Source organism: Paenibacillus sp. PAMC21692 (genome assembly GCF_014303795.1).
In the GTDB taxonomy this organism is placed as follows: domain Bacteria; phylum Bacillota; class Bacilli; order Paenibacillales; family Paenibacillaceae; genus Pristimantibacillus; species Pristimantibacillus agaridevorans.
Genome location: NZ_CP060293.1, coordinates 806,028 through 829,286, shown reverse-complemented (window position 1 = coordinate 829,286; position 23,259 = coordinate 806,028). Strand labels below are relative to the sequence as shown.

At 51.8% G+C, this 23,259-nt stretch carries 20 protein-coding genes and 1 pseudogene; 17 read left to right on the top strand and 4 right to left on the bottom strand.

The annotated features are described in order from the left end of the window. The first annotated feature begins 63 nt into the window (after positions 1 to 63). The 3 genes from H7F31_RS03265 (at position 64) to H7F31_RS03255 (ending at position 2,169) form a co-directional block, all read left to right on the top strand. Positions 64 to 411 (top strand): hypothetical protein, encoded by a 348-nt coding sequence (locus H7F31_RS03265; RefSeq protein ID WP_222622736.1) that lies wholly within the window; start codon positions 64 to 66, stop codon positions 409 to 411. After that, entirely contained in the window at positions 374 to 1,075 is a 702-nt protein-coding gene (locus H7F31_RS03260) for a hypothetical protein (protein ID WP_261800287.1), read from the top strand. The genes H7F31_RS03265 and H7F31_RS03260 overlap by 38 nt, the downstream gene beginning before the upstream one ends. A gap of 110 nt (positions 1,076 to 1,185) precedes the next feature. Continuing rightward, positions 1,186 to 2,169: an NAD(P)-dependent alcohol dehydrogenase gene (locus H7F31_RS03255; RefSeq protein ID WP_187103032.1), complete on the top strand. Its 984-nt coding sequence runs from the start codon at positions 1,186 to 1,188 to the stop codon at positions 2,167 to 2,169. A 186-nt stretch (positions 2,170 to 2,355) separates the two neighbouring features. Here H7F31_RS03255 and H7F31_RS03250 read toward each other — a convergent pair whose 3' ends face one another. Both H7F31_RS03250 and H7F31_RS03245 read right to left on the bottom strand, forming a co-directional pair. Then, positions 2,356 to 3,573 (bottom strand): multidrug effflux MFS transporter, encoded by a 1,218-nt coding sequence (locus H7F31_RS03250; protein WP_187103031.1) that lies wholly within the window; start codon positions 3,571 to 3,573, stop codon positions 2,356 to 2,358. 245 nt (positions 3,574 to 3,818) lie between these two features. Then, a pseudogene (locus H7F31_RS03245) lies at positions 3,819 to 4,700 on the bottom strand (LysR family transcriptional regulator). A gap of 163 nt (positions 4,701 to 4,863) precedes the next feature. Here H7F31_RS03245 and H7F31_RS03240 point away from each other — a divergent pair. The 7 genes from H7F31_RS03240 (at position 4,864) to H7F31_RS03210 (ending at position 11,222) form a co-directional block, all read left to right on the top strand. Continuing rightward, a complete protein-coding gene (locus tag H7F31_RS03240; protein WP_187103030.1) occupies positions 4,864 to 5,778 on the top strand; it encodes an NADP-dependent oxidoreductase in 915 nt (304 codons plus the stop codon). Between the two features lie 131 nt (positions 5,779 to 5,909). Further along, positions 5,910 to 6,878 carry a hypothetical protein gene (locus H7F31_RS03235; RefSeq protein WP_187103029.1) on the top strand — a complete coding sequence of 323 codons (969 nt, stop codon included), beginning with the start codon at positions 5,910 to 5,912 and terminating at the stop codon, positions 6,876 to 6,878. Between the two features lie 30 nt (positions 6,879 to 6,908). Continuing rightward, complete coding sequence (locus H7F31_RS03230; RefSeq protein ID WP_187103028.1) at positions 6,909 to 7,631, top strand: ABC transporter ATP-binding protein; 723 nt, start codon at positions 6,909 to 6,911, stop codon at positions 7,629 to 7,631. Next, entirely contained in the window at positions 7,628 to 8,350 is a 723-nt protein-coding gene (locus H7F31_RS03225) for an ABC transporter permease (RefSeq protein WP_187103027.1), read from the top strand. The genes H7F31_RS03230 and H7F31_RS03225 overlap by 4 nt, the downstream gene beginning before the upstream one ends. Before the next feature lie 3 nt (positions 8,351 to 8,353). After that, positions 8,354 to 9,835, top strand: coding sequence for a sensor histidine kinase (locus H7F31_RS03220; RefSeq protein ID WP_187103026.1), 1,482 nt, complete (start codon positions 8,354 to 8,356; stop codon positions 9,833 to 9,835). Position 9,836: 1 nt separating this feature from the next. Further along, positions 9,837 to 10,553, top strand: coding sequence for a response regulator transcription factor (locus H7F31_RS03215; protein ID WP_187103025.1), 717 nt, complete (start codon positions 9,837 to 9,839; stop codon positions 10,551 to 10,553). Positions 10,554 to 10,580: 27 nt separating this feature from the next. Further along, on the top strand, positions 10,581 to 11,222 hold the full coding sequence (locus H7F31_RS03210; RefSeq protein ID WP_187103024.1) for a hypothetical protein: 642 nt from the start codon (positions 10,581 to 10,583) through the stop codon (positions 11,220 to 11,222). 13 nt (positions 11,223 to 11,235) lie between these two features. Here the strand turns inward: H7F31_RS03210 and H7F31_RS03205 are convergent, their stop codons facing one another. Together H7F31_RS03205 and H7F31_RS03200 are read right to left on the bottom strand one after the other, a co-directional pair. Next, positions 11,236 to 11,868 (bottom strand): pentapeptide repeat-containing protein, encoded by a 633-nt coding sequence (locus H7F31_RS03205; RefSeq protein WP_187103023.1) that lies wholly within the window; start codon positions 11,866 to 11,868, stop codon positions 11,236 to 11,238. A 172-nt stretch (positions 11,869 to 12,040) separates the two neighbouring features. Further along, positions 12,041 to 12,280: a hypothetical protein gene (locus H7F31_RS03200; RefSeq protein WP_187103022.1), complete on the bottom strand. Its 240-nt coding sequence runs from the start codon at positions 12,278 to 12,280 to the stop codon at positions 12,041 to 12,043. Between the two features lie 132 nt (positions 12,281 to 12,412). On the opposite strand from H7F31_RS03200, the gene H7F31_RS03195 reads away from it, so the two are divergent. The 7 genes from H7F31_RS03195 (at position 12,413) to H7F31_RS03165 (ending at position 23,236) form a co-directional block, all read left to right on the top strand. After that, positions 12,413 to 14,089 (top strand): DUF6138 family protein, encoded by a 1,677-nt coding sequence (locus tag H7F31_RS03195; RefSeq protein ID WP_187103021.1) that lies wholly within the window; start codon positions 12,413 to 12,415, stop codon positions 14,087 to 14,089. Positions 14,090 to 14,267: 178 nt separating this feature from the next. Further along, complete coding sequence (locus H7F31_RS03190; protein WP_187103020.1) at positions 14,268 to 16,031, top strand: sensor histidine kinase; 1,764 nt, start codon at positions 14,268 to 14,270, stop codon at positions 16,029 to 16,031. Next, entirely contained in the window at positions 16,028 to 16,795 is a 768-nt protein-coding gene (locus H7F31_RS03185; RefSeq protein WP_261800286.1) for a response regulator transcription factor, read from the top strand. Before H7F31_RS03190 ends, H7F31_RS03185 begins: the two co-directional genes overlap by 4 nt. Before the next feature lie 85 nt (positions 16,796 to 16,880). Continuing rightward, positions 16,881 to 18,212, top strand: coding sequence for an ABC transporter substrate-binding protein (locus H7F31_RS03180; RefSeq protein WP_187103019.1), 1,332 nt, complete (start codon positions 16,881 to 16,883; stop codon positions 18,210 to 18,212). A 28-nt stretch (positions 18,213 to 18,240) separates the two neighbouring features. Continuing rightward, positions 18,241 to 19,131: a carbohydrate ABC transporter permease gene (locus tag H7F31_RS03175; protein ID WP_187103018.1), complete on the top strand. Its 891-nt coding sequence runs from the start codon at positions 18,241 to 18,243 to the stop codon at positions 19,129 to 19,131. Further along, a complete protein-coding gene (locus H7F31_RS03170) occupies positions 19,121 to 19,954 on the top strand; it encodes a carbohydrate ABC transporter permease (protein ID WP_187103017.1) in 834 nt (277 codons plus the stop codon). Before H7F31_RS03175 ends, H7F31_RS03170 begins: the two co-directional genes overlap by 11 nt. 36 nt (positions 19,955 to 19,990) lie before the next feature. Then, complete coding sequence (locus H7F31_RS03165) at positions 19,991 to 23,236, top strand: polysaccharide lyase family 8 super-sandwich domain-containing protein (RefSeq protein WP_187103016.1); 3,246 nt, start codon at positions 19,991 to 19,993, stop codon at positions 23,234 to 23,236. The last annotated feature ends 23 nt before the right edge of the window (positions 23,237 to 23,259 follow it).

Here is a 23,259-nt window from a genome sequence, read left to right as displayed (position 1 = left end):
TATGCAAGGAACAATTCCACCTCATTGGTCTACGTGAAGAAGCAAGGAAGGCGGCGGTAAAAAATGAGTGAAACACACGGTTCCACAGAGGAACATCACAACCCCGATCTGTATGAAATTCGACTCAAGGGCCACCTTGATGACCGGTGGATTTATAGGTTCGAGGGGCTAAGCCTCACCCACGACAGCGACGGAACAACCATCCTCACTGTTCAAGTGGTCGATCAGCCCGCATTGCACGGCGTGCTCAGGAAAGTTCGCGATCTCGGCTTGCCTTTGGTCTCGGTCCTCCAGCTTGATCCCAATCAGGCGAATGGTCCGAATAGCAACGAGAACAAATATCCTAATCATTCGAAAAAAAGGAGACAAACCTATGACAACGAATCAACCTACCGCAGTTCTAAAGGGTAGCGAGCATATGCAAACCAATCGGCGAGCCGCTATTACAGCCCCGAATCTTATCCGTTTCGCAGGTATAGCCGCTATGCTGGCAGGGATCCTGTTTATCGTCGTTCAGATGATCCATCCTGCCGATATTCTTTCGTCAGTCAACACCGGTCGATGGGCCATTGTTCACTACTTGGGCGTCGCCATGTGCTTTCTGGGCATGCTCGGCGTAACGGGGATCTACGCAAGGCAAGTGGAGAAGGCCGGTTGGCTCGGTTTGGCCGGTTATCTCCTGTTGAGCATCTTCTATGCCCTCACAATGGCTTTTCAATTCATCGAAGCCTTTGTCTCGCCACCGCTCGCTGCGGAATCGCCAACCTTTGTCGAGGGCATGTTGGGAATTCCAAGCGGCAATGTCGGCGATATCAATGTCGGCTTCCTCGAAACGATCTATTCGGTAACAGGAGGCTTGTATTTGCTCGGCGGTCTGCTGTTCGGCATCGCTACGCTCCGCGCAGGCATTCTGTCGCGCTGGGCTGCCGGTCTGCTTACCATTGGGACCCTTCTGCCCCTCCCGCTGTCTTCGCTGATCCACCACCCGTACGATCGGATACTGGCGGTGCCGGTAGGATTGGGTCTGGCTTGGTTGGGGTACTCGGTCTGGTCCAAACGGCGTGAGAAAGCCTGATATGAGAATAAAAGAGGTCGCGCTCGTAACAACTCGAAGAAACAACAAGATAAAAGGGAAAATGCATTACACCCGCGCGGAACTGGGACCGTAGAAATGGAGGGATAGGGATGAAAGCAATCGTATACGAGCGGTATGGGCCACCGGATGTCTTGCAGCTGCGGGAGGTCGCCAAGCCGGTAACGCAAGACGACGAGATCCTGATTAAGGTTTATGCGGCAACTGCCGCAGCGGGGGATTGGCGATTACGTAAGGCAGATCCTTTCCTGGCACGGTTGTTCAACGGTTTATGGAGACCGAAACGAATCAAGATTCTTGGATTCGAATTAGCCGGCGTAGTCGAATCGACGGGCAGAAGCGTTACTCGATTCAAGCCAGGAGATGCCGTGTATGCCGCCTGTGGTGCCAGTTTCGGTGCATACGCGGAATACAAATGCCTGCCGCAGACGGGAAGTGTCGCACCAATGCCGGTGAACATGACGTTCGAGGAGGCGGCCGCGGTTCCGGTCGGCGCCTGTACGGCCTTGCATTTTCTCCGGAAGGGCAACATCCGGCGCGGCAGCAGAGTGCTCGTCTATGGCGCTTCAGGCAGCGTCGGGACATATGCGGTGCAACTGGCCAAGCATTTCGGCGCGGAGGTGACCGGAGTATGCAGCACATCGAATGTGGATTTAGTAAGATCGCTCGGTGCCGATTGTATGATCGATTATACGAAAGAACGGTTCTCGGATGGCGGTCCGGCTTACGATATTATTTTCGATACGGTTGGGAAGAGTCCATTCAAGGTTTGCATCAAGCTTCTGACACCTGGAGGGTTCTACTTGCAAGCGGTCCAAGTAAGCCCATTGCTAATCGTTCGAGGTTTATGGATCAACTTGACGAGCGGCAAGAAGGTGATTGGCGAAACAATGAAGGAAAGCGCCGAAGACTTGATTTACTTGAAGGAACTGATCGAGGCCGGCACGTTGCGTTCGGTCGTTGACCGCCGTTATTCGCTGGAGCAAGCGGCGGAAGCTCACCGCTACGTGGAGCAGGGCCATAAGAAAGGCAACGTGGTTTTAAACGTTCGGCAGAATAGTATAAATGATTTCTAAGGCCTTTCGATTTAGTTCTATAGATGATACGGTGAGCCCTACCACAAGTGATCGTAAACAGAGTTAGACATGAAATTTTACTTGACGAAGTAATGCTAAATTTGCAGAAGGAAGCACAAATACTCGACACACTCGGAGCCCTCTCTAGCAAAAAGGAGCTGACCTAGTTAGGCCAGCTCCAAAATCTTATGATCGCTTCGTTTGAAGGCTCTTTCCTACTGTGCTCCTGCTAACCAAAGCTGTGCTGACCAAGATCATTACAATGGCCAGACAGAGAAAATAAAGCGGCATCGTAAGCAAAGAATCGTTATGCAAATAGCTCATACCGCTCGTAATCAGGCTGACAAGTAAATAGTAGCCCAGCCCGAATACCGCTCCTGCAGTGCCGACCACATCCTTATACTGAACAAGAGCCAGGCTTAGGCAATTCGGAATCGCCATACCGACGCCGAGCAGCAAAATAAATAGGCAGGCAACGAAGAAGGCCAACGAGATTGTGCTGGACTGAAGTCCGATCAAAACGAGGGCCACTAATATCAAAGCCCCGGCTGAAGCTGTAAGGCAGCCCCAGACAATAATTTTTTCAGCGGTTAGCCGACTTAGAAGCCTCTTGGACAGCATGGCGCCCATAATAGACGACAAGGCCACACAAATGCCAAGCAACCCAAACCAGCCAGGCTCCAGTCCGAAGAAGTCAATAAAAATAAAAGGGGCCTCGGAATAATAGCTAAAAAGAATCCCGTTCATTGCGCCAATCAAAAAGCCGAATGCCCAGATGCGGCCATCTGTAAGCATTTTACGAGCTACCGCAAAGGAGTTAGTCTTTTTAATCGAAGCTGCATCTCGCGTTTCCTGCAAGGAGGTCCACGTAAAGGCGAATATGGCAACACTCATCACAATTAAGGTCATAAAGACAGCACGGAAGCCGAGCCATTGATCTATCCATCCGCCCAGCAATGGTCCAATAGCCGGAGTGAAAGCGAGTGCGGCAGAAATTTGGGCAAACATGCCATGTCGCTTGTCATTCGGAAAGCTCTCCCGCAAAATGGTCTGTGTCACAACAGAGCCTGTACTTGCCCCAAACGCTTGAATAAAACGGCTAACAAGCAACCATTCTGAAGACGGCGAGAAATAACAGCCAAGGCTTCCGATTCCATAGACAGCGATCCCCCACAAAAGGGAAGGTCTGCGGCCAATTAGATCGGATAATCTGCCCCAGAAAAATACACCTACGGCAAAGCCGAGAAAATAGATACTTAATGTTAATTGAATACGATTGCCGCTGACTTGCAACTGCTCCGCAATATCGGGCAGTGACGGCGTATAGATCGTTTCACTTATTTGCGGAAATCCTACCAATACGATTAACAACAATAATGATGGTGCTGAGATTTTTCGTAACACTTTTGCTTCCCCCTATACTTGCAAAATCTCAATCAAATCATTTATTTGTTGAGATTACGGGATTGGGGGCTTGCACTTGCATAACCGGGAAAATAATAACATTCGAATCAACAGCCTTTTCGTTTATAGGGGGAGATAATCTTTTTAGCAGTATAACAGGGTTGCTTTATTGCCACAAGCAGGTTTCAGCAGGCTTGTTTTGTAAACTTAGTTTACTAGCTTTAAGTAATCGGGAGGAAGAGTTACTATGCCCGTTTTGCTGATTTGGCATAGTACTCGATGAAAAAATCGCGAAACCTGCGCGCAGCGAGGGATAGGTACCGCTTCTCATGCCATACGATTTGGAAATTGCGCTGGCAAACGGGGAACTCAATATGCAGCAAGCTTAGCGGGGAGTTGGGACCGCCGCAATTTCCTACAAGCGCAACGCCAAGCCCGGTCTGGACAAGACTTGCAATGCCGGCAGGCTCGTCGACCCGGCAGACGAAGTTAGGCGATATCCCGGCTTCTTGAAAAAACAAATCGTTCATTTTCTGAAAAGGAAATTCCTCCTTGTATCCGATAAACGGATCCTCCGCCAGTTCACTTAACCGGATGCTCTTTCTTCCGGCAAAACGGTGTCTTTGGGGAACAGCCAAATAAACCTCTTCCTTCAAGACGGATACCGCGCTAATATCGGGCAGATCGATTGGCAGCGCCGTAAAGCACAGGTCGACTCCGCCTGCCTCCACTAACTGCGTCATCTCTTCCATTGAAGCCTGTGTAATCTTGAAGTTGACTTCCGGATGAAGCGCGAGAAATTCGCCTAGCGCATCCGATAACCGGTCCAGCGTCGATGTCGCGAGGTGAATGCTCCCTTGCTCGAGTCCCGCCAGCTCGGATACTTCTTTCCTTCCTTATTCCAATAGGGTGAGAGCTTTCTCGACTTTGTCCAGAAACGCCTTGCCGAACGTATTCAGGCGAATTCGGCCTCCGTGCCGATCGAACAACGGAACCCCTACATCTTGCTCCAGCCTCGATATCGTCTTGCTCAACGCAGGCTGCGCAATTAACAACTCCTGTGCCGCCTTAGTCATGTGCTCCATCCGGGCAACCGTTCGAAAATACTGCAACTGCAGCAATTCCATTTGCGTCTCTCCTTTCCATATACCCGAGTATATGACCTTTATGTTATAAGATATATTTCTGTTTATCTATACGTAATTGTAAAATAAAACCTGTAGCGAGAAAACTACGATTTTCACTGCACGTTGATAAAGAAAAAGGGATAAACAGGAGGAGGATTGTACGATGAAAGCAGCAGCATTTCGTTTGGTCGGTGGACCCGAGGTTATGGAGGTCATGTCTTTTCCCGATCCGCAGGCCGGTCCAGGTCAAGTCAGGGTTCGGGTGAAAACGGCCGGGGTACAGCATTACGATTGCGGCGTGCGGAGCGGGTGGACTCCGCAGGGCGTTGACATTCGGCTTCCGCAAATTCCGGGCAACGAGTTCGCGGGCATCGTCGATCAAGTGGGCGAAGGCGTTACCGGCCTTGACATAGGCAGCGAGGTGCTCGGCTTCGGGCTATTGAATTGTTACGCCGAATACGTGGTCGTGGGCGCTGATCAAATCGCAAGTAAGCCCGGCAGTATGACCTGGGAAGAGGCAGGCGGGCTGACGGGCAACGGCCAGGGTGCGTATGTCGCCATGAAAGCCATCGGCGTTGGACCGGGCGATACGGTGTTGATCCATGGCGCAGCCGGATCGCTTGGAGCTTTTGCGGTACAGTTGGCGAAGGAGTGGGGGGCCATGACGATCATCGGCACAGCCAGCGAAAGCAACCACGATTACGTGCGCTCGCTCGGGGCTATCCCGATTACGTACGGGGAGGGGCTTGTCGAGCGAGTACGGGCGCTAGCGCCGAACGGCGTCGACGCCGCGTTCGATACGGCCGGGGCGGAAGCGGTGCGTGCCTCGGTCGATTTAGTGCAGGACAGAAACCGTATTTGTACGTTTGTCGCTTACGACCTTATCGAGGAGCTTGGTCTCCGTGTCATCCGCGGCGAGCGCTCCGCCGCCCGTCTGGCCGAGCTCGTCGATCTGCACAGTAAGGGCAAGCTGCGCATCCATATCCGGCAGACGTTCCCGCTTGAACAGGTCGCGGATGCACACCAACTGATCGAAACAAGGCACGGCCGCGGCAAGATTGTCCTCACTATCGGATAAGGCGAGGCGGAATTACCCAATTCCCCGATTTTAGAAAATTTTTCGAATTGCTTTCGAGGGACTTTAGACTCCTCCTTTAGAATGAAGTTGTAGGCGAGAGAGGCCATACAACCTTAAAGGAGCGAGCGAGAATGAAAAAGAAAAACAAATTCATCATGATAGGCGCGGCATTGGGTGCCATAACACTATTTACGGCGACGGCTTTCGCGTATAGTCCGAACACGGAAGGTTATGATGCGTTTAAATCGGTGCTGAAAGCGAATCATACGTCGGGGACTGCCATCGAAAGCGCGACGTTCAACGGAAACTTTAGCGTTACGGTTGACGGCCAGACGGTGCTGAAGGCGGACGGTTTGGCGAAAATGGGTGAAGCAGGCGGCGGGCACAACGTCAGCGGCGACTTCGACTTCACGCTCATGGGTGTCGAACGAAACGCCAGCTTGTACAGCAGTGGCGACGACAAGGTCTTTATCGTAGACCGGACGCATGATTTGCATTATCAGGTGATCAACATGAACGATGAACACGCCGGCGATTATCGCGAATGGTCGGATGAGGAGTTCCAGGATCGTCCGATGAACAAAGCGGAAGAAGCGCTCCTCGATTTCATGGTCGGCGATCTGAAGGACAACTTCAGCGTGGCTAACCTGGCAGACGGCTCGAAGACGATTACGGTCGACATCAGCAAAGAGGACATTCCGCTCCCGATACGTTTACTATTGGACGCGGCATCGGCTGAGGAACGGGTGGGGCGCGCACATGCGCCGGAAGCGCATGCGGAGTGGGAGCAACTCAAACAACTTCCTTTTTTCCAAGGACTTGAGGGAATCGACCTGGAAGCTCAATTGCCGGAGTTGACGAAAGACGTTGCCATTGAACATGTGCGGCTGCAAATGACGGTCGATGCGAATAACGAGGTGCAAAGCGTGCAAGGCGAGCTTGAGGTGAGCGGCAAAGATAAGGCAGGCGTCACCCACCGCGTGGAGATGGAGGGCGCAGGCGACGTTAGCGGCATCAATGCCACGACGCCGGATGCGTATGACCCTGCCGGCAAGCCCGTGGAAATGATCGACGCGGCAACTTTCGACGACCGCAGCTAACGCAATTGACCTCGGGAGGACCATGCGAATATGTTCAAAGTGAACGATCTGACGAAGGTCTATCCCGGCGGTCGCGGGATTCAAGGGCTGAACCTCACCGTGCATTCCGGTGAGGTTGTCGCCTTATTGGGACCCAATGGCGCCGGGAAGACAACGGCGATGCAGGCGATGGCCGGCTGGCTTGGGACAGACCGCGGGGAAGCGTGCTGGAACGGCGCCTCGGTCGCCGAACGGCCCGAGCTGACGAGGCCGTACATGGGCCTGATGATCGGAGAGCCGTCTCCGTACCTCTATCTGACGGGATATGACTATCTGAGATGCTACCATAAGCTATACCCGGGTGTCGACGAAGCCCGCATCAAGCAGACGCTGGAGCTCGTGGGCATGACGAAGCACCGGGACCTGAAGATCAAGAAGTATTCCACCGGCATGAAGCAGCGGCTCGAGCTGGCCAGCGTGCTGCTTCACCGGCCCAAGCTGATGCTGCTCGATGAGCCGTTCTCGGGCATGGACATCGAGGGTAGGCGAGAGATTGCGTTGATGCTGCGCGGCCTCGTGGCTGACACGGGGATGAGCGTCATTGTGTCGTCGCATCAGGTGCACGACATCGAGGACTGGATGACTCATGCTTGCATTGTTTACGAAGGGCGGCATATCCATACGGCGGGTATCGCACAGGTTCGGGAGTCGTTTGCGGGCGTGGAGGACTATTATTTGCATCATCTCGCACAGGAAAGGAGCGGGGCCGTATGATCGCGCAGATGAATTACCTCGCCGCAGAGGAGCTGCGCAAGCTGTTCCGCGGGGGCAAGCTGAAGGTTCTGCTGCTTCTCTCCTTCATCATTGGCGTTCTCTTCGTCTTTATCGGTGACCGCCTCGGACTGGAGGATAACCTCCCGCTGACGGCTATCGAGCTGCTGCTTGCGGTCGTGCTCCCTTTTCTTATGGCGGCGCTGGGCAGCGACCTAATGGTCGGCGAATGCAAGGGAACGATCAAGCATGCGCTGAAGCTGCCGATCAGCCGGGAGTTTCTTTTCCTGGGGAAATTGTTCGCGGGGTTGGCGGCCGCTGCTTTCATTGTATTGTGTATGTTCGTGCCGACATTCGTTGGAGGCTTCATTCTTCAGGGCGTGCCCGCGGCTTCCTCGCTTGGGGCGGGTTTAGCGGAGCTTGGCGGCGCGATCCTGTTCAGCGGCTTGTTGCTCGTATTGGCGAATAGCGTGTCTCTATGGGTGGGAAGCAGCGGTGTTGGGCTGGCGGTAAGCGTCGTGCTGTGGATGGCAATGAGCGTCGTCGGATTTCTCGAGCCGCAGCTGAATCGGTTTTTCGTCACGGACTATGCCGATTGGCTGCAGCCGCTCCTGTATGGGGGGAATGCCGGCATGACCATTTCAACGTTGCTATTTATGACAGCCTACTATATTATTGGCACTATATTAGGCTTGCTGGCCTTCCAGAGAAAAGGGTTCTGACGTATGTCCATTCGATTGAAACTCATGTTAACGTATTTATTTGGCACGATACTGACGGCGATTATCGTTGCGATGACCGGAGTCGGACTCGTCACGGCGATCCTCTCGTATCTCGCGAGCGGTATCGTGAAGGATCAATCCCCGCATGAAGCGTTCTCTCGCGGCATCGATCTGTTCGTGGACCTGCGCTATGCGGAGCGGTATACGCCGGAGGAACTGACGTCCCCCGCGTTCGGAGCCTCCATTGGCGATCGGCTGCAGCCGTTCGGGGGGTTCCTTGTCGTCCGGCAAGGGGAGCGCTGGGAAAGCTACGGCGCGCTCAGCGAAGGTGAGGCATTTCTGGGGCAGCTGCGGCAGGATGTGTCCACGGCTGGGCCGGACAAAGATGGCTTGTTCGTCGCGAGCGAGTGGGAGGAACGCGACTTGCTTTCGATTGCCTATGATTTCCCTGAAATCGACGATCCTTTAACGTATTACCTGGTGGCCGACATGACGATTGCAGAGTCCAATACGAGCCGATTCGAGCAATTCGTGCTGCTCGGCATCGCGATTCTGGTCGGTATTATTCTGGTCCCGCTGCTCTGGATCACGACGAAGGATATCGTAAGGCCGCTGCGAAAGCTCGAACAAGGATCCCGGCGCATTGCCGAAGGGGACTTGAACTTCCATCTGGAATCCAAGGCGCGCAACGAAGTGGGAAGCGTCATCCGCTCGTATGAAAAGATGCGCAGCGAGCTGCAGCGGTCGATCGACGCTCAGCTGGCGCTAGAGGAGAATCGCAAGGAGCTGATCTCGAATATTTCGCATGATCTGAAGACGCCGCTGACCTCGATCAAGGGCTATGTAGAGGGGATTCGGGTAGGCGTTGCGAACGATCCGGAGAAGCTGAAGAAGTATATTGACGTGATTTATGCCAAGACGCTCGATATGGACCGGATGATCGACGATCTGTTCCTGTTGTCGAAGCTGGATCTCGAGCAAGAGCGTTTCCACCTGGAGACGGTGCCGCTGGAGCCGTTCTATCGGCAGACGATGAGCGAGCTTCAAATGGAATGCGAGAGCGCGGGCGTGCGGCTGACGGGCGAATACGAGGCGGGGCAAGATGATGTTGTGACGATGGATGTCCAGAAGATGAGGCGCGTCATGCAGAACATAGTCGGCAATTCGGTGAAATTCATGGACAAGAAAGAGCCCCATATTCACGTTTATTTCGGGCGGCAGTCGAAGGATTGGGTATTCGCGGTTACGGATAACGGACCCGGGATGGGCCCGAACGAGCTGGAGCGGATCTTTGATCGTTCCTATCGAGCGGATACGTACCGGAATCAGAACGTGGCCGGCTCCGGATTAGGCCTTGCCATCGTGAAGCAGATTATTGCGAATCATGGCGGAACGATCCATGCGAAAAGCGAACCGGGACAGTCCATGACGGTGATGATCAGCATTCCGATGAAACGGGATAGCAACGAAGCGGGGAGAGCGTGAGATGTCGAAGCGGAAAGTGTTAATTGTTGAGGACGATCAAGCGATTGCCGAGCTGGAGCGGGATTTTCTCGAGGTAAACGGCTACGAGGTTACGCTTCGGGCAGACGGCCGGCAAGCGCTTGAAGAAGCGCTGGAACGGGAATACGATCTAATCATTCTGGACGTCATGCTGCCGGGCATGGACGGCTTTGATCTCTTGCGACGGATCCGAGAGATCAAGTTTATTCCGGTGCTTATGGTATCCGCCCGCAAAGAGGATATCGACAAGATCCGGGGCCTCGGCTTAGGGGCGGACGATTATGTTACGAAACCGTTCAGCCCGACGGAGCTCGTGGCGCGGGTAAAGGCCCATCTCGAACGATATGACCGATTGACCGGTGTCGCGGCAGGCACCGGCCATTCGCATGCCCGTAAGTCGCGCGAGCTTAACATTCGCGAACTCGCGATCCAGGTCGATGCAAGACGGGTAACGCTGCGCGGGGCGGAGGTTACGATGACGGCAAAGGAATTCGACCTGCTGCTGTTCCTCGCGGAAAACCCGGATCGGGTCTATTCCAAGGAGGCGCTGCTGGACAGGGTCTGGGGGATCGAGAATTATGGCGATACCGCCACGGTCACGGTCCATGTAGGGAAGATCCGGGACAAGATCCAGAAGGACCCGGCGCAGCACCAGTTTATCGAGACCGTATGGGGCGCTGGATATCGCTTCAAGGTTTAAATTTACGCATGAACGGGGATTCGTAATATGCCTATGGAAAATCACAAGAATATTTTAGTTGAGAGAACGGACAGTATTCTTTATTATGCAGAATCAAGCCTTTCGAACGAACAGGGTAAAGGCTGGATCGGCGGGAATGCACCTGACTTCTTTGATGATCGAGATGACCTCATCCACGAAGGTAACCTAAAATATTACTTTTATTTGAGCCTCGTCATTCCCTATAAACCTGAGAGCATGATTTCGATCTTCATTCCTGAGGACTATGAGGAATATTTGGAAAACAATATGTATCCTAATTGCTCGATAAAGGTGATTGAGCATCCAATTTCAACTGAAAGCGTCAAAGATATGTTCACTAACCCAGGTCTTATAAGACATGCAATTTCGGACGGGGCACTAAGCAATGACGAGAAAGCAATGGATCAGTCTTTCTTGATCAAACTAGGCGGAAACCCGAGACTTATTCAAAATGAAGATTATTATTATACGAAGCTGAAAGATGAATCATTTTCTTTTCTATTTCAGGTAGATGAAGACGGTTACCCCGAAACTTTGCTTCAAGATGATTACAGCTATCCTTTTGGTTTTGGCTCTCTTTATATTTTCACCAAGATCGGGACGGATGAGATACAAAATCCAGTAGCAGGTTTTTGGCAATTTTCTTGAATTTCTTCTTTAATTAATCACATTCTTTGATTTTGACATTGTCCAGTATCGTATTTCCCCAAACAGGGAGCAAGCCAGTCTCTCCCGTAAAGCGGCTTCCGGCTAACGAACCGTTATGAAAAAAAGCTCCATCAAAACTACATTCCTCAAACCGGCAATACAACAATAATGCCTCGCGAAAATTGGCGTCGGAAAAACGGCAGCGTATGAACGATACATCGTTCGCTATCGCTTTACTTAAATTGCAGCCTGTAAAATCGCAATCGTTAAATTGTTTACCGATCCTTGCATGATTTAGCTTTGCTCCTCGGAAAGAACAGTGGCTGAATGTATGATTCACATATCTGCTATCCAGCTTGACCCCGTCAAAGCAACAATTTGTAAATGTTGAGGTGTTCAAGCTTGCAGAATAATCGAAACGCGCATAAGACAGATCGGCGCCCTGCACTGTCAGGTATTGTATGGTCTCGGTCAGGGCAACTCCCCGATAATCCTCTAGTCCAGCATCCGTTTTTCCATAGGGGGACGATGGAAAGGAGCGGTCTTTTTGATGCAGGTTATGTTTGCCTGTAACAGCGGCAAGCAATCGATTCACTTCGGCGAGCTGGTCGTCGTCCCATCTTGCAATGAGCGATTTCTTGTTCAACATAAACCCTCCTTATCTTTTACTGACATTCCATATGAAAGATGCGTTAATGGAGAGATTAGAGATTTTCCTTCATCGGAAAGATAATAGCACAGTAGTAGGCATTCCGGCGAGCCAAGAGGAAATTGCTGAGGCACAGCGGCGGCTTTTAGCTCATATTCTGTCGTGCAGATTATCCTGCATCATCGCTCTCCAACAAGGAATAAAAGTTATCGCGGTCTTCATCATCGAATTTGCCAATTGTCCGTACCCTGACAATTTCATGTCCGCCGTTCATGTCTATTTCCTCGCCATACCTATTGTAGAGCGCAATCATATTGCCATCCCGATTCAATTCCATGTACCCGTAACATTCTGCTTCGGGCGCTTTACCGTATAGGAGCTTAAATCTGATTTTGTCCACTCTGTTCATGCAGACCCTCCTTTCCTGTCTATCCAATCCCCATCACATTATCTCTTGACAGGATGAGGTTTGGGGATTATGATACTGTGCCAGTTAACTCAATTAGGTAAATCAATAAAAAGAACGTGGGAGGGGAAGCCGTTGAATCACGCTGTAGAAGCTTTTCTGAATGAGGTATGGAAGGAAGTCACTACGATTTACGCAAAAGAAAGCAAGAGAATTAATGAACTTAAAAATAGAAGCAGGCTGCAAGCCGGAATCAATGATTATCTTCGAGTAGCATGGAGAAAAGGCAAGTTTACATGGGCAAATGGACGCATACATATCGATGTGCACGAGCCATTCTCTTGGTCTGACAGCTCCTATGAAGTCGAAGCGGGTTCCTATATAACAGAGTTGACCGATGAACTTTTAACTGAGGAATTCTTTCCTGCCTTGTGCGAACGTGTAGATCGACTGTTCCGTTCCGAGGAGCTGGGAGCGAGTTTCTTTGATTACAAGTTTGAAGTTGTATTTGAGTTTGAATGGGAACAGTCGAAATTATCGTTTAACCATCAGATCATCAATGAGCCAAAGTTGAGTCAATTGAAACAGACACTGGAGCAATTTGTTCACACAAAGGTTTTATCTGATCCACCAGTGATACCAGGAGAAAAAGAATTTTTCTTTTTTGCCAACCACTTGGTCAATCCTGATCTGATGAAGCAGCAAGTAAAAGAGATTGAACCGTTGATCCAACGACTCTCCGATAAGCTGAAGACGAACCAAGAGCGCAAAAACGCTTGGATCAGCCAATATACTTCGGCCTTCAAACATTGGGCGCAGGATTACTTTTTACCGCGGCATTTTAACCAAACCGGTTTTTATGGAAACGAATGGGTGTTGAAGGAGGATGCCATTCATTCTTCCGTAGATGCTGGAGAAATGGATTTCTTCCTTTATACTGCCGTACAGATTGGCTTCACTGATCCGGATACTCGGCTGAAGTACCTAGAACTTGCGGTGCAATTGGGTTCAAAGCGGGCAGCAGATTATTTGAAAATAGGCAGCGGGAAATTTGCGAGTACTTATCGGGGAGAGAGAGTAGAGGCCCGCAACAATGACGTATTGCAGATGATCGACATCCGGATTCTCTCTGAAGAGGAGGCTGCCTACGGAGTAGCGATCGATTATATCATCGAACTGTTGCGGCAGGGCTTCCCCAAAGGGTACAATCTAAAGCTGAAAAGCAGCCAAAAGCATCTGCTTCCGTTTAAAAAGCTGGCAAAGTCCAAGCTGCATCAGTTTTTTGCCAATGCACTCAACTACCGGGCGTTGTTCCCAAAAATTGCGGAATATGCGGATACAGCGATGGAGGAGTTCGCGTGGTACAGCGATGTGGAGCCGGGCGAGAAATCGGTTATGCCGGGCACTTATGCCGTACTGGGCCTTGGCTTGTACAGCGAGGATTATTTCCCATTGGTATGCCGCTATATGGACCTGGTGGATACGGAGCACCAAATGGTACAGGATGGGTATGCGCAGGCATTTATCGAGGCGCATGGCGTAAAGGCAGAGCATATGCCGGTGATCGTATCCATTTTGCTGGCAGGGAATGACGAGGGAAGACAGGTCAAAAATCTAACTATCGACCGTCCTGAGCTTGCCGAGGCACTAATCGAGACGCTGAAAGGCAAAGAGATTCATGAACTTGAAATGGTACTGTGCCGAGTCTTTGGAAGCGTGAAGAAGCTAGAAGGAGCCGCACGAAAAGCAGAGTCGCCGCTAAAAGAAGGATTGGAGCAGCTGTTGGCGTTGAATGAAGCAGCCGTATCATAAGTAACGGCAACGATATATTCTTGATGAAAAAGAGAAGCTCCGAATGTATTTCCGGGCTTCTCTTTTGACGTTCAACTTCCGATATTCAGAATATAACACGAACCATTTCAATACTTTGCATGGTGTCTTTCGAGCGGTCGTTCCAGTATACTTATCGGACATTAAAAGGAGGATGCGTATGAAGCAATGGGACAAGCTTTTTGTTCCGCTCAGAGCCAAATTCATGGTGCTGTTTATGGCTTTAATTACAATCCCGTACGTAATCAGCGGCATTGTCACCTACCAGGGGTATATGTCGCAGGTGAAGGTCAGCGCCGCCGTTAACACGAAACAAATGACGGAGCAGATCCACATTAATTTGGATCGCTTCATCAAAGAAATGGAAAGGCTTTCACTCGCCTTGTATTATGACAACGAGGTGATAAACATCCTGTCCAAGCATACGGGGGACGAAAGCCGGAAATCCCATGTATCCTTTAACGATCAGCAGAAGATGATGCTATTTATCTCCTCATTGGAGTTTGACCGCCCCGAAATTCGCAATGTCGTGCTGATGTCGCCGGACGGTAATCTGTTCAGCAGCAAATCGAAAGTGAGCAACACATGGTCCGAAGCGTCCGAGCCTTGGATCAGTGATGTCAAGTTGTCCGAAGGGGAATTCGTCATCGTAAAGCCTCATCATACCCGCTATTATTCCAAGGATGACAACCCTACGATATCGGTTGCCAGGAAAATCTACGATCCATACAGCTATGACTATCTCGGAATGATTAAGATCGACCTGACTGCAGGGGCGTTTCAGTCTTTAATTGCTTATGCATCCGGCAAGCCGAATGCGCACGATAAGCTATATTTGCTCGACCGGGACAAACAGCTGCTCTACCCTTACTTGACGAGCGAAGATCCGCTGCTTTATATGAAAAACGACGATTACTTGACGGCTTCGGTCGTATCGGACTATACAGGCATTCAAGTCGTCGGCATAGCGTCGGTCATCGATATGCAGCAGGACGCCTACCGGCTGGTTCGCTCTAATTTGTTCACGTCCGGGGCCGCATTGCTTCTGGCCTACTTGCTTGCGTTGCTTACATCCAACTATTTGGTAAAGCCGATCCACCATTTGCGCAGCAAGATGAAGCTGGTGCAGAACGGCTCGTTCAATGTCCGGTCGACTGTCGTTACCAATGATGAAATCGGCGTGTTGTCGGTCGGCTTCAACAATATGGTGGCGGAAATCGACCGCCTCGTTCGGGAAGTCTATGAAACCAAGCTTCGGGAACGCGACGCGGAGCTGTCCGCGCTGCAAAGCCAGATCAATCCCCACTTTCTGTACAACATGCTGGAGTCGATGAACGCGGTGGCGATGAAGCATCGCGTGATGGAGCTGTCCGATCTGATTTCGGATCTGGGCGCGCTGCTTCGCTACACGATTCATAATCAGATCGGTTCAGCGACGCTGCGCGACGAATTGCAGTTCGTCGAGGCGTACGTCGAAATCGAATCCTCAAGATTGGATAACCGGCTTGTATGGACGAATCAGGTGGATTCCTCCTTCGAGAGTTGTCTGGTACCGAAGCTGGTTCTGCAGCCGTTTGTAGAAAACGTGATCGAGCATGGATTTGCATCGTCTTCTGACAGGGTAGAAGTGACGATTCAAGCTTGGATGGAGGAAGACGATGTATGGATACGCATCTCCGACACCGGCGTAGGCATGACCGACGAGTTCAAGAGCAGACTGGAGGAGCGAATGCAGCGGCGGGACCACTTGTTCACCGAGCTTGTTGCGTTTGACGACAAGCGAGGCAAAGGAGTCGCATTACGAAACGTGTTCCAGCGGATTCGCATTCGATACGGGGAACCTTATGGTGTTCAAATGGATTATAACGTGGAGAGCGGCGCGGCTTTCTTGATTCGGTTGCCGTTCCAGTGGAGGGATAAATGATGGTGACCGTTTTTATCGTGGAGGATGAACTGAAAATTCGCAACAGCATGCGAGACTTTGTGGAACAAGAGGTAAGCGGTTTCAAGGTGATCGGCGAAGCTTCCGACGGGGCGGAAGCGATTGAACGCCTGGAGCGTGAGGCGCCGGATCTGCTCATCACGGACATCCGAATGAAAGGGATGGACGGTCTCGAGCTGATTGAGCGCATTCATCAGAGTTACCCGGAGATGAAAATATTGATCATATCCGCGCACGGCGAGTTCGAATACGCCCAGAAGGCGTTACGGTACGGCGCCGACGACTACTTGCTCAAGCCGATCAATCGGCTGCAATTGACTCTGTTCCTAAACAAAGTGCGGGACGGGAAGTCGCCGCTTGCCTCCTCCGTCGATATGGAGGACGCAAAGCAGGAGCGGCTAGTTATCCGTACGATCAAACAACGGATTGCCGATCGTCTGCACGAGCCCATTACGCTGCAAGCGATCGCGCAAGAGGTGCATATGAATCACAGATACTTGTCGACGTTGTTCAAAGCCGAGACGGGCATCAACTTTTCCGATTATATCGAACGCTGCAGAATGGACAAAGCGAAGAAGCTGTTGAAAGAAAGCAAACTGAAAATTTACGAGATTGCCGGACTATGCGGATATGCCAGCGCCAAACATTTTATGGTCATATTCAAGCAAGCCGTTGGCTGCACGCCGACTGATTACCGAGACCGTACCGAGCGGCAAAATGGTGAAGATTACGAACCTTTTCAATAACCTGCGTGGTTTTTGGAGCCGTACCGACGTTGCTATACTTACCAATGAGAAGGCGAAAAAAACGCTTTCAAGAAAGGGGAGCCCTATGACGAAAAAATGGGTTGGTATTGCGGTCATGATTATGCTGGTTAGTTTGCTTGCGGCCTGCGCGGGAGGCGAGAGCATTTCCGGAGGTGGTAATGGAGAAGGGGCGTCTTCGGGAAATGATGCGAAGTCGAATACGGAAGGCTCTGCTCCAAAGAAGGATGTTAAGCTGACGATGAGCGTGTGGAGCGAAGCGCGCGTTGAAACGTATCAGGCGCTGGCGGAGGAATACAAGGCGCTTAACCCTCACGTAAGCGTTGAAGTCATGTCGATTCCGTTCGCGGATTATCAGCAGAAGCTATCGATCATGGTGGCATCCAAGACGGCGCCGGATATTGCTTGGCTGGCCGAGCGGATGGCGCCTCAATTCCTGAAAAACGACCAGTTGCTGGACATATCCAGCTACGTACAGGACGATCCGGACTATGACTTCGGAGACATTATTCCGAGTACGCTGGAAATCTTTCAGCATAATGGCGGTTTGTACGGCATCCCGTTTTCCACGCCGCCGCATGTCATCTTCTACAATAAGACGATGTTCGAAAGCAAGGGCTTGAAGACGCCGATGGAGCTGTTCAATGAGGGCAACTGGACCTATGAGGAGCTGCAAAAAACGGCGGCGGCATTGTCCGACCCGAATCAAGGCGTGTTCGGCGCCACGTTCGGCGTCAACACGAAGCTTTGGAGCGATTACTTGTTTGGCATCGTATGGGCGATGGGCGGAGATGTGTTTAATGAAGACATGTCGGCGTTTACGCTGAATTCGGAAGTTGGCGTAAATGTGCTGAACTATTACAAGCAGCTTCTCGAGAGCCGTTCCCACCCAAGCATCGGTTCTCAAATTACGTTTGACGGCGGCAAGCTCGGCATGTCTCTCGAAAATGTCACGAATACGAGCAAATACCGCGACAAGGTCGATTTTGACTGGGATATAGCGCCAGTGCCGACCGGAGCAGGCGGACACCCCGTAGCGCTTGGATTTGCGGGATATTCCGTATTCAAATCGGAGAAGCAAGAAGAGGCCGCGAAGTTTCTGAAATTCCTAACCAATAAAGAAAACGCTTCAACCATTGCCGACTTCTTCGTGCCGCAGCGCAAGTCGATTCTTAATTCCGACGATTACTTGAATCTGTATGCGCATCCATCCGCGGAAACCATGAAAGTTTCGGCCTACGATCGCATGGACAATGGGCGCATTCGTCCGGGGCATCCCAATTGGGTGCAAATCGACGAGCAGATCGCCGCGAATTTGGATGCATTCCTGACAGGCATCATTTCAGCCGAGGAAGCTCTTAAATTGATGGAGCAAGCCGTTAATCCGCTGTTGAAATAAGAAGGGTGCAAATGAAGGAGTGGGATCTATGCGAATCGGCAGCCTGAGGCGAACGGAAATGGTCTATGGCTACGCCTTTATTTTACCGATCGTACTGGGCTTTGCATTATTCCTGCTTGGTCCGATTGTATATGCGTTCATTATGAGCTTCTCCAATTGGTCGCTGATGAACAATCTGGAGTTTGTCGGAGCCGACAACTATACCCGGGCGCTGACCGAGGACCCGGTACTTTGGACGACGCTGCGCAATACGCTGTATTTCTCTGCCGGCATGGTGCCGATCAATATCGTGGCTGCGCTGCTGCTCGCCTTGCTGCTCCGGAGAAAGTTGCCCGGAATCGGACTGTTCCGCACGGCGATCTTTACGCCGGTCGTCGTTTCTTTCGTGGTCTGGTCCATCGTGTGGAAATTTATATTTGCAACGGACGGCGGTCTGGTCAACCTGCTCGTCCGGCAGTTCGGCGGTACGGACATTCCGTGGCTGTACTCCATGACATGGACGATGCCCGTTGTTATTCTAGTCAGCGCGCTCAAAAACGTCGGGATGAACATGGTCATTTTCCTTGGCGCGCTCCAGACTGTGCCAACGTCCTATTACGAAGCCGCCAAAATCGACGGAGCTTCGCCGTGGAAGGCCTTTCGCAGCATTACGCTTCCGCTCATCTCGCCGGCTATTTTTCTGACTACGATTATTACGATTATCGGTTCGCTGAAAGTGTTCGGCCAGGTGTACGTCATGACGCAGGGCGGACCCGGCACAAGCACCTATGTCATGGTGTACTACATTTACCGGCTTGCATTCCGATCCTTTGAATTCGGGTATGCGTCGACGATCGCGTTTATATTGTTCTTTATTATTCTGCTGCTCACCATCGTGCAATGGCAGCTTCGCAGAAAGTGGGTGCACTATGAACAATAAAGGGATCGTCGGGCAGATATGGATATATGCAGGACTTACCGTTGTCAGCCTGGGCATGTTGTTTCCATTCTTCTGGATGGTGACAACGTCGCTCAAGCCGGAGGCGGCTGTCTTCCAGTTCCCGCCGCAATGGCTGCCCAATCCGCCGGTTTGGCAAAACTATGCCGATATTTTCACGAAAATGCCGTTCGGCTCTTATTTTTTCAATAGCGTATATATTGCTGTTATCGTCACTGCCGGAACCGGCTTGGTGGCCGCAATGGCGGGCTACAGCTTCGCCAAGATGCAGTATCCGCTGCGCAACCCGATTTTTCTTGTCCTGTTGTCGGGCATGATGATTCCAACCGAAGTCACCGCCATTCCGTTATTCACTTGGATGTCCGAGATTGGGTGGGTCGATACGCATATTCCGTTGATTTTGCCTCCGATGCTGGGGGCGGGAGCCATCTTCGGCGCGTTTATCGTCAGGCAATTTTTTATTACGATTCCGGATGAACTGGATGAATCAGCCAAGCTGGACGGCTGCTCGCCCATTCAAACCTTCCGCTACATTATGCTTCCGCTTGCGGTTCCGGCGCTTGCGACGGTCAGTATTTTTACGTTTCTGGACAGGTGGAACGAATTTTTTGATCCGTTGATCTATCTCAATACGAAAGAACTATTTACGCTACCGATCGGTCTTGCGTTATTGACGACGGACGCCGGCGTGGATTGGCCGCTGCTGCTTGCGGCGTCCACCGTGGCGACTCTGCCGCTGCTTATCGTATTTTTCGTGGCGCAAAACAAGTTCGTTGAAGGGATTTCCAATACCGGTTTGAAGTAATTGCTTATCTTGTATATAAACAAGGAGGAATGCTTCATGTTTGAATTCGGAACGAATCATCGAGCGGGCAGCGGCCGCCGAATCCTGAATATATGGCTGGCCGTTGCGCTTGTCTTCTGTTTGATTCCCCCATCGGATGCTCGAGCCGCCGATGAATATGACGGACTCCGCGCGAAGCTGGAGGACAAATTGACGGGTGGTTCGAGCTACGATCCGCTCGATCCCGACATCGCCGCAAGAATCGGCTCCATCGATTCAAGCGCCCAGACGTTCTGGGACAGTATGGACAAGTCGAGCGGAAGAACCTTCTTATGGACGGATTCCGCCAGCTCCGCCATATCGGCGGATATTACGCGAAGCTACAGCCGGTTGAAAAGCATGGCTATTGCATACCGGACGGCGGGCGGCGCGCTTGAAGGCAATGCGGCCCTCTTGTCCGATATGAAGAGCGCGCTGGAGTGGTTGTACGACAACCGCTTTAATGAGACCGTGACTCGCTACGATAATTGGTGGGATTGGGAAATCGGCGTTCCAGCCGCTCTTAACGACACGGTCGTCCTGCTTTACGACGAGCTGGCCTCCTCCGCCATTACGGATTATATGAATGCGGTCGAAGCATTTAGTCCCGATCCGACATTGTTGCGCGGGGACACGGTCAGTACGTCGTCCAACCGCGTATGGAAGGCGAATATCGTTGCCGTTCGAGGCATTATCGTGAAGGACGGCACCAAAATCGCTTCCGCCCGGGACGCGTTAAGCGACGTGTTTGACTATGTGGATAAAGGGCCTGGCTTCTATAGGGACGGCTCCTATATATTTCATGACTATATCCCTTACAACGGGGGGTACGGCAGATCGCTGCTCGCCACTTTGACCGGTATGGTGCGGCTGCTGGACGGCTCGACTTGGGAAGTAACCGACCCCGACTTGAGCCATATATATCAATGGGTGTATGACTCCTATGAACCGTTGATTTATAAGGGCGGCATGATGAGCATGGTGTCCGGCCGGGAGGCGAGCAGAGAGCAGCTTCAGGAGCACGTTTCCGGGCAGCAATTGATCGGCACCATTATCGAGCTTTCGCAGTTCGCGCCGCCAAGCGACGCGCTTGCCTTCAAGCAAATGGCCAAGTATTGGCTGCAAGAAGACACGACGAGAAACTTCTACGGGGATGCCCCCATCTATCTGATTGTTTGGACGAAAGAGCTGATGAACGATACCGCCATTGTTCCAAGAGGAGAATTGGTGAAGCATCATCGGTATCCCGCCATGGACCGGCTTGTCCATCTGAGGCCGGGGTTCGGCTTCGGCGTAAGCATGCATTCGATGCGCGTTCATAATTTCGAGACGATGCACAATGAAAATTTGCGCGCGCACCATACATCGGACGGGATGACCTATTTGTACAACAATGATTTGACGCAGTTCAGCGACAACTTCTGGCCGACCGTCAACGCCTTTCGTCTTCCCGGCACGACGGTACTGAAGGATTCCGTCAGCCTGACAAGACGATTCTCCGATCAAGCATGGGTCGGCGGCTCGGACATCGCCGGCTTATACGGCGTATCCGGCATGTCGCTGCATCCGTACAATCAGAATCTCAGTGCCAAAAAATCATGGTTTATGTTTGATGACGAAATCGTTGCGCTAGGGTCGGATATTCGAAGCACGGACGGCATCGCGGTAGAGAGCATCGTCGAGAACCGCAAGCTGAACGGTAGCGGCGGCAACGCGCTTATCGTTAACGGCACGGCAAAGCCGAGCACTGTAGGATGGTCCGAAACCATGTCGAATACGAGCTGGGCTCATTTGACCGGCAACGTGGCAGGCTCCGATATCGGCTACTATTTTCCGGGGACGGCAACGGTCAATGCCCTGCGCGAATCGCGAACGGACAGCTGGACCAGCATCAACGACCGTCCCGTCACGTCGGCGGCGATGCACACGAACAACTTTTTGAATCTATGGTTCAACCACGGGATCAACCCTTCCGGACAGAAGTACGAATACGTGCTGCTGCCTAATAAAACAGCCGTCCAAACGGGGGATTACGCGGCCGCTCCGGATATTGTCGTTCTCGAGAACACCTCCGAGGTCCACGCGGTCAAGGAAACGGGGCTGGGTATCGTCGCGGCCAACTTCTGGAACGACGGCGTAAAATCGGTTGACTTGATCACAACGAACCGCCGCGCGTCCGTGATGACGCGTGAAACATCCGGCGACATCGAGATCGCCGTCTCCGATCCTACCCAGCTTAATGACGGCTACATCGAGCTATCCATCGCTCGAAGCGCGACCGGACTGATCTCCGCCGATCCCGGGATTACGGTGTTACAATACCATCCGACCATTAAGATCAGAGCCGACGTGAATGGAACGATGGGCCAATCGCTCAAGGCGAAGTTCAGCTTGACCGGTACTCCCGTTGCTAATCCGGTGCCGCCGGGTCCGCCCGCCGCGCAGGATGTCATTATCGTCGACAATAAGGACAAAGGGTTCGCAAGCGATACGGCATGGCGCAGTTTGTCCAACGTGGCCGGTTATTACGGCGAGGATTATTTGACGGACAATACGAGCAGCGCCGATCCCGGGAAGTGGGCCATGTGGACGCCGTATATCGGGAAAAGCGGAAACTACGCTTTGTATATGCAATGGGCCTCGGCATCCAATCGGCCGGCCGCCGCGCCTTTGGAAATAAGGGACGCCGATGGCGTCGATACGTACAAAACGGTCAACCAAAAACAAAACGGCGGACAATGGGTGTTTATCGGCAACTACGATATGCAAGCCGGAACGAGCAACACCATTAAAATTTTATCAACCAATCCGGGCTATACGATTGCCGATGCCGTAAAGCTGGAATACCAGCTAGTGGGCGAAGCGGAGAAGCTGCCTGCCGTTACCTCGGGAGCGGCTTTGTCGCAGCATCTGGATTCCAAGGCCAGCAACAACCTGTGGCAGAAGCTGAACTCGACGGCCGTGAACGATTATGTAGAGTACGAATACGATGTGCCGGCACCAGGAACGTATCAGATTCAATTGCATGCCAAAACCAACAATACGCGCGCAAAATTCAAGCTCTATTTGCCACAGGAAAGCGTGTACGTTGGAACGGAGAAGGATCAATATGCTTCCGTTGACGGCTATGAGACGTTCGATATGGGCCAGCATACATTCAGCTCCGCAGGCACTAAGCGGTTCAGGTTCATCGTCACGGGCAAGCACGCTAGCAGTTCAGGCTACACGCTCGGCAATGATTATATCAAGCTGACCGCGCAATAAGCGGTTGTTCAGGGAGGGAAAGC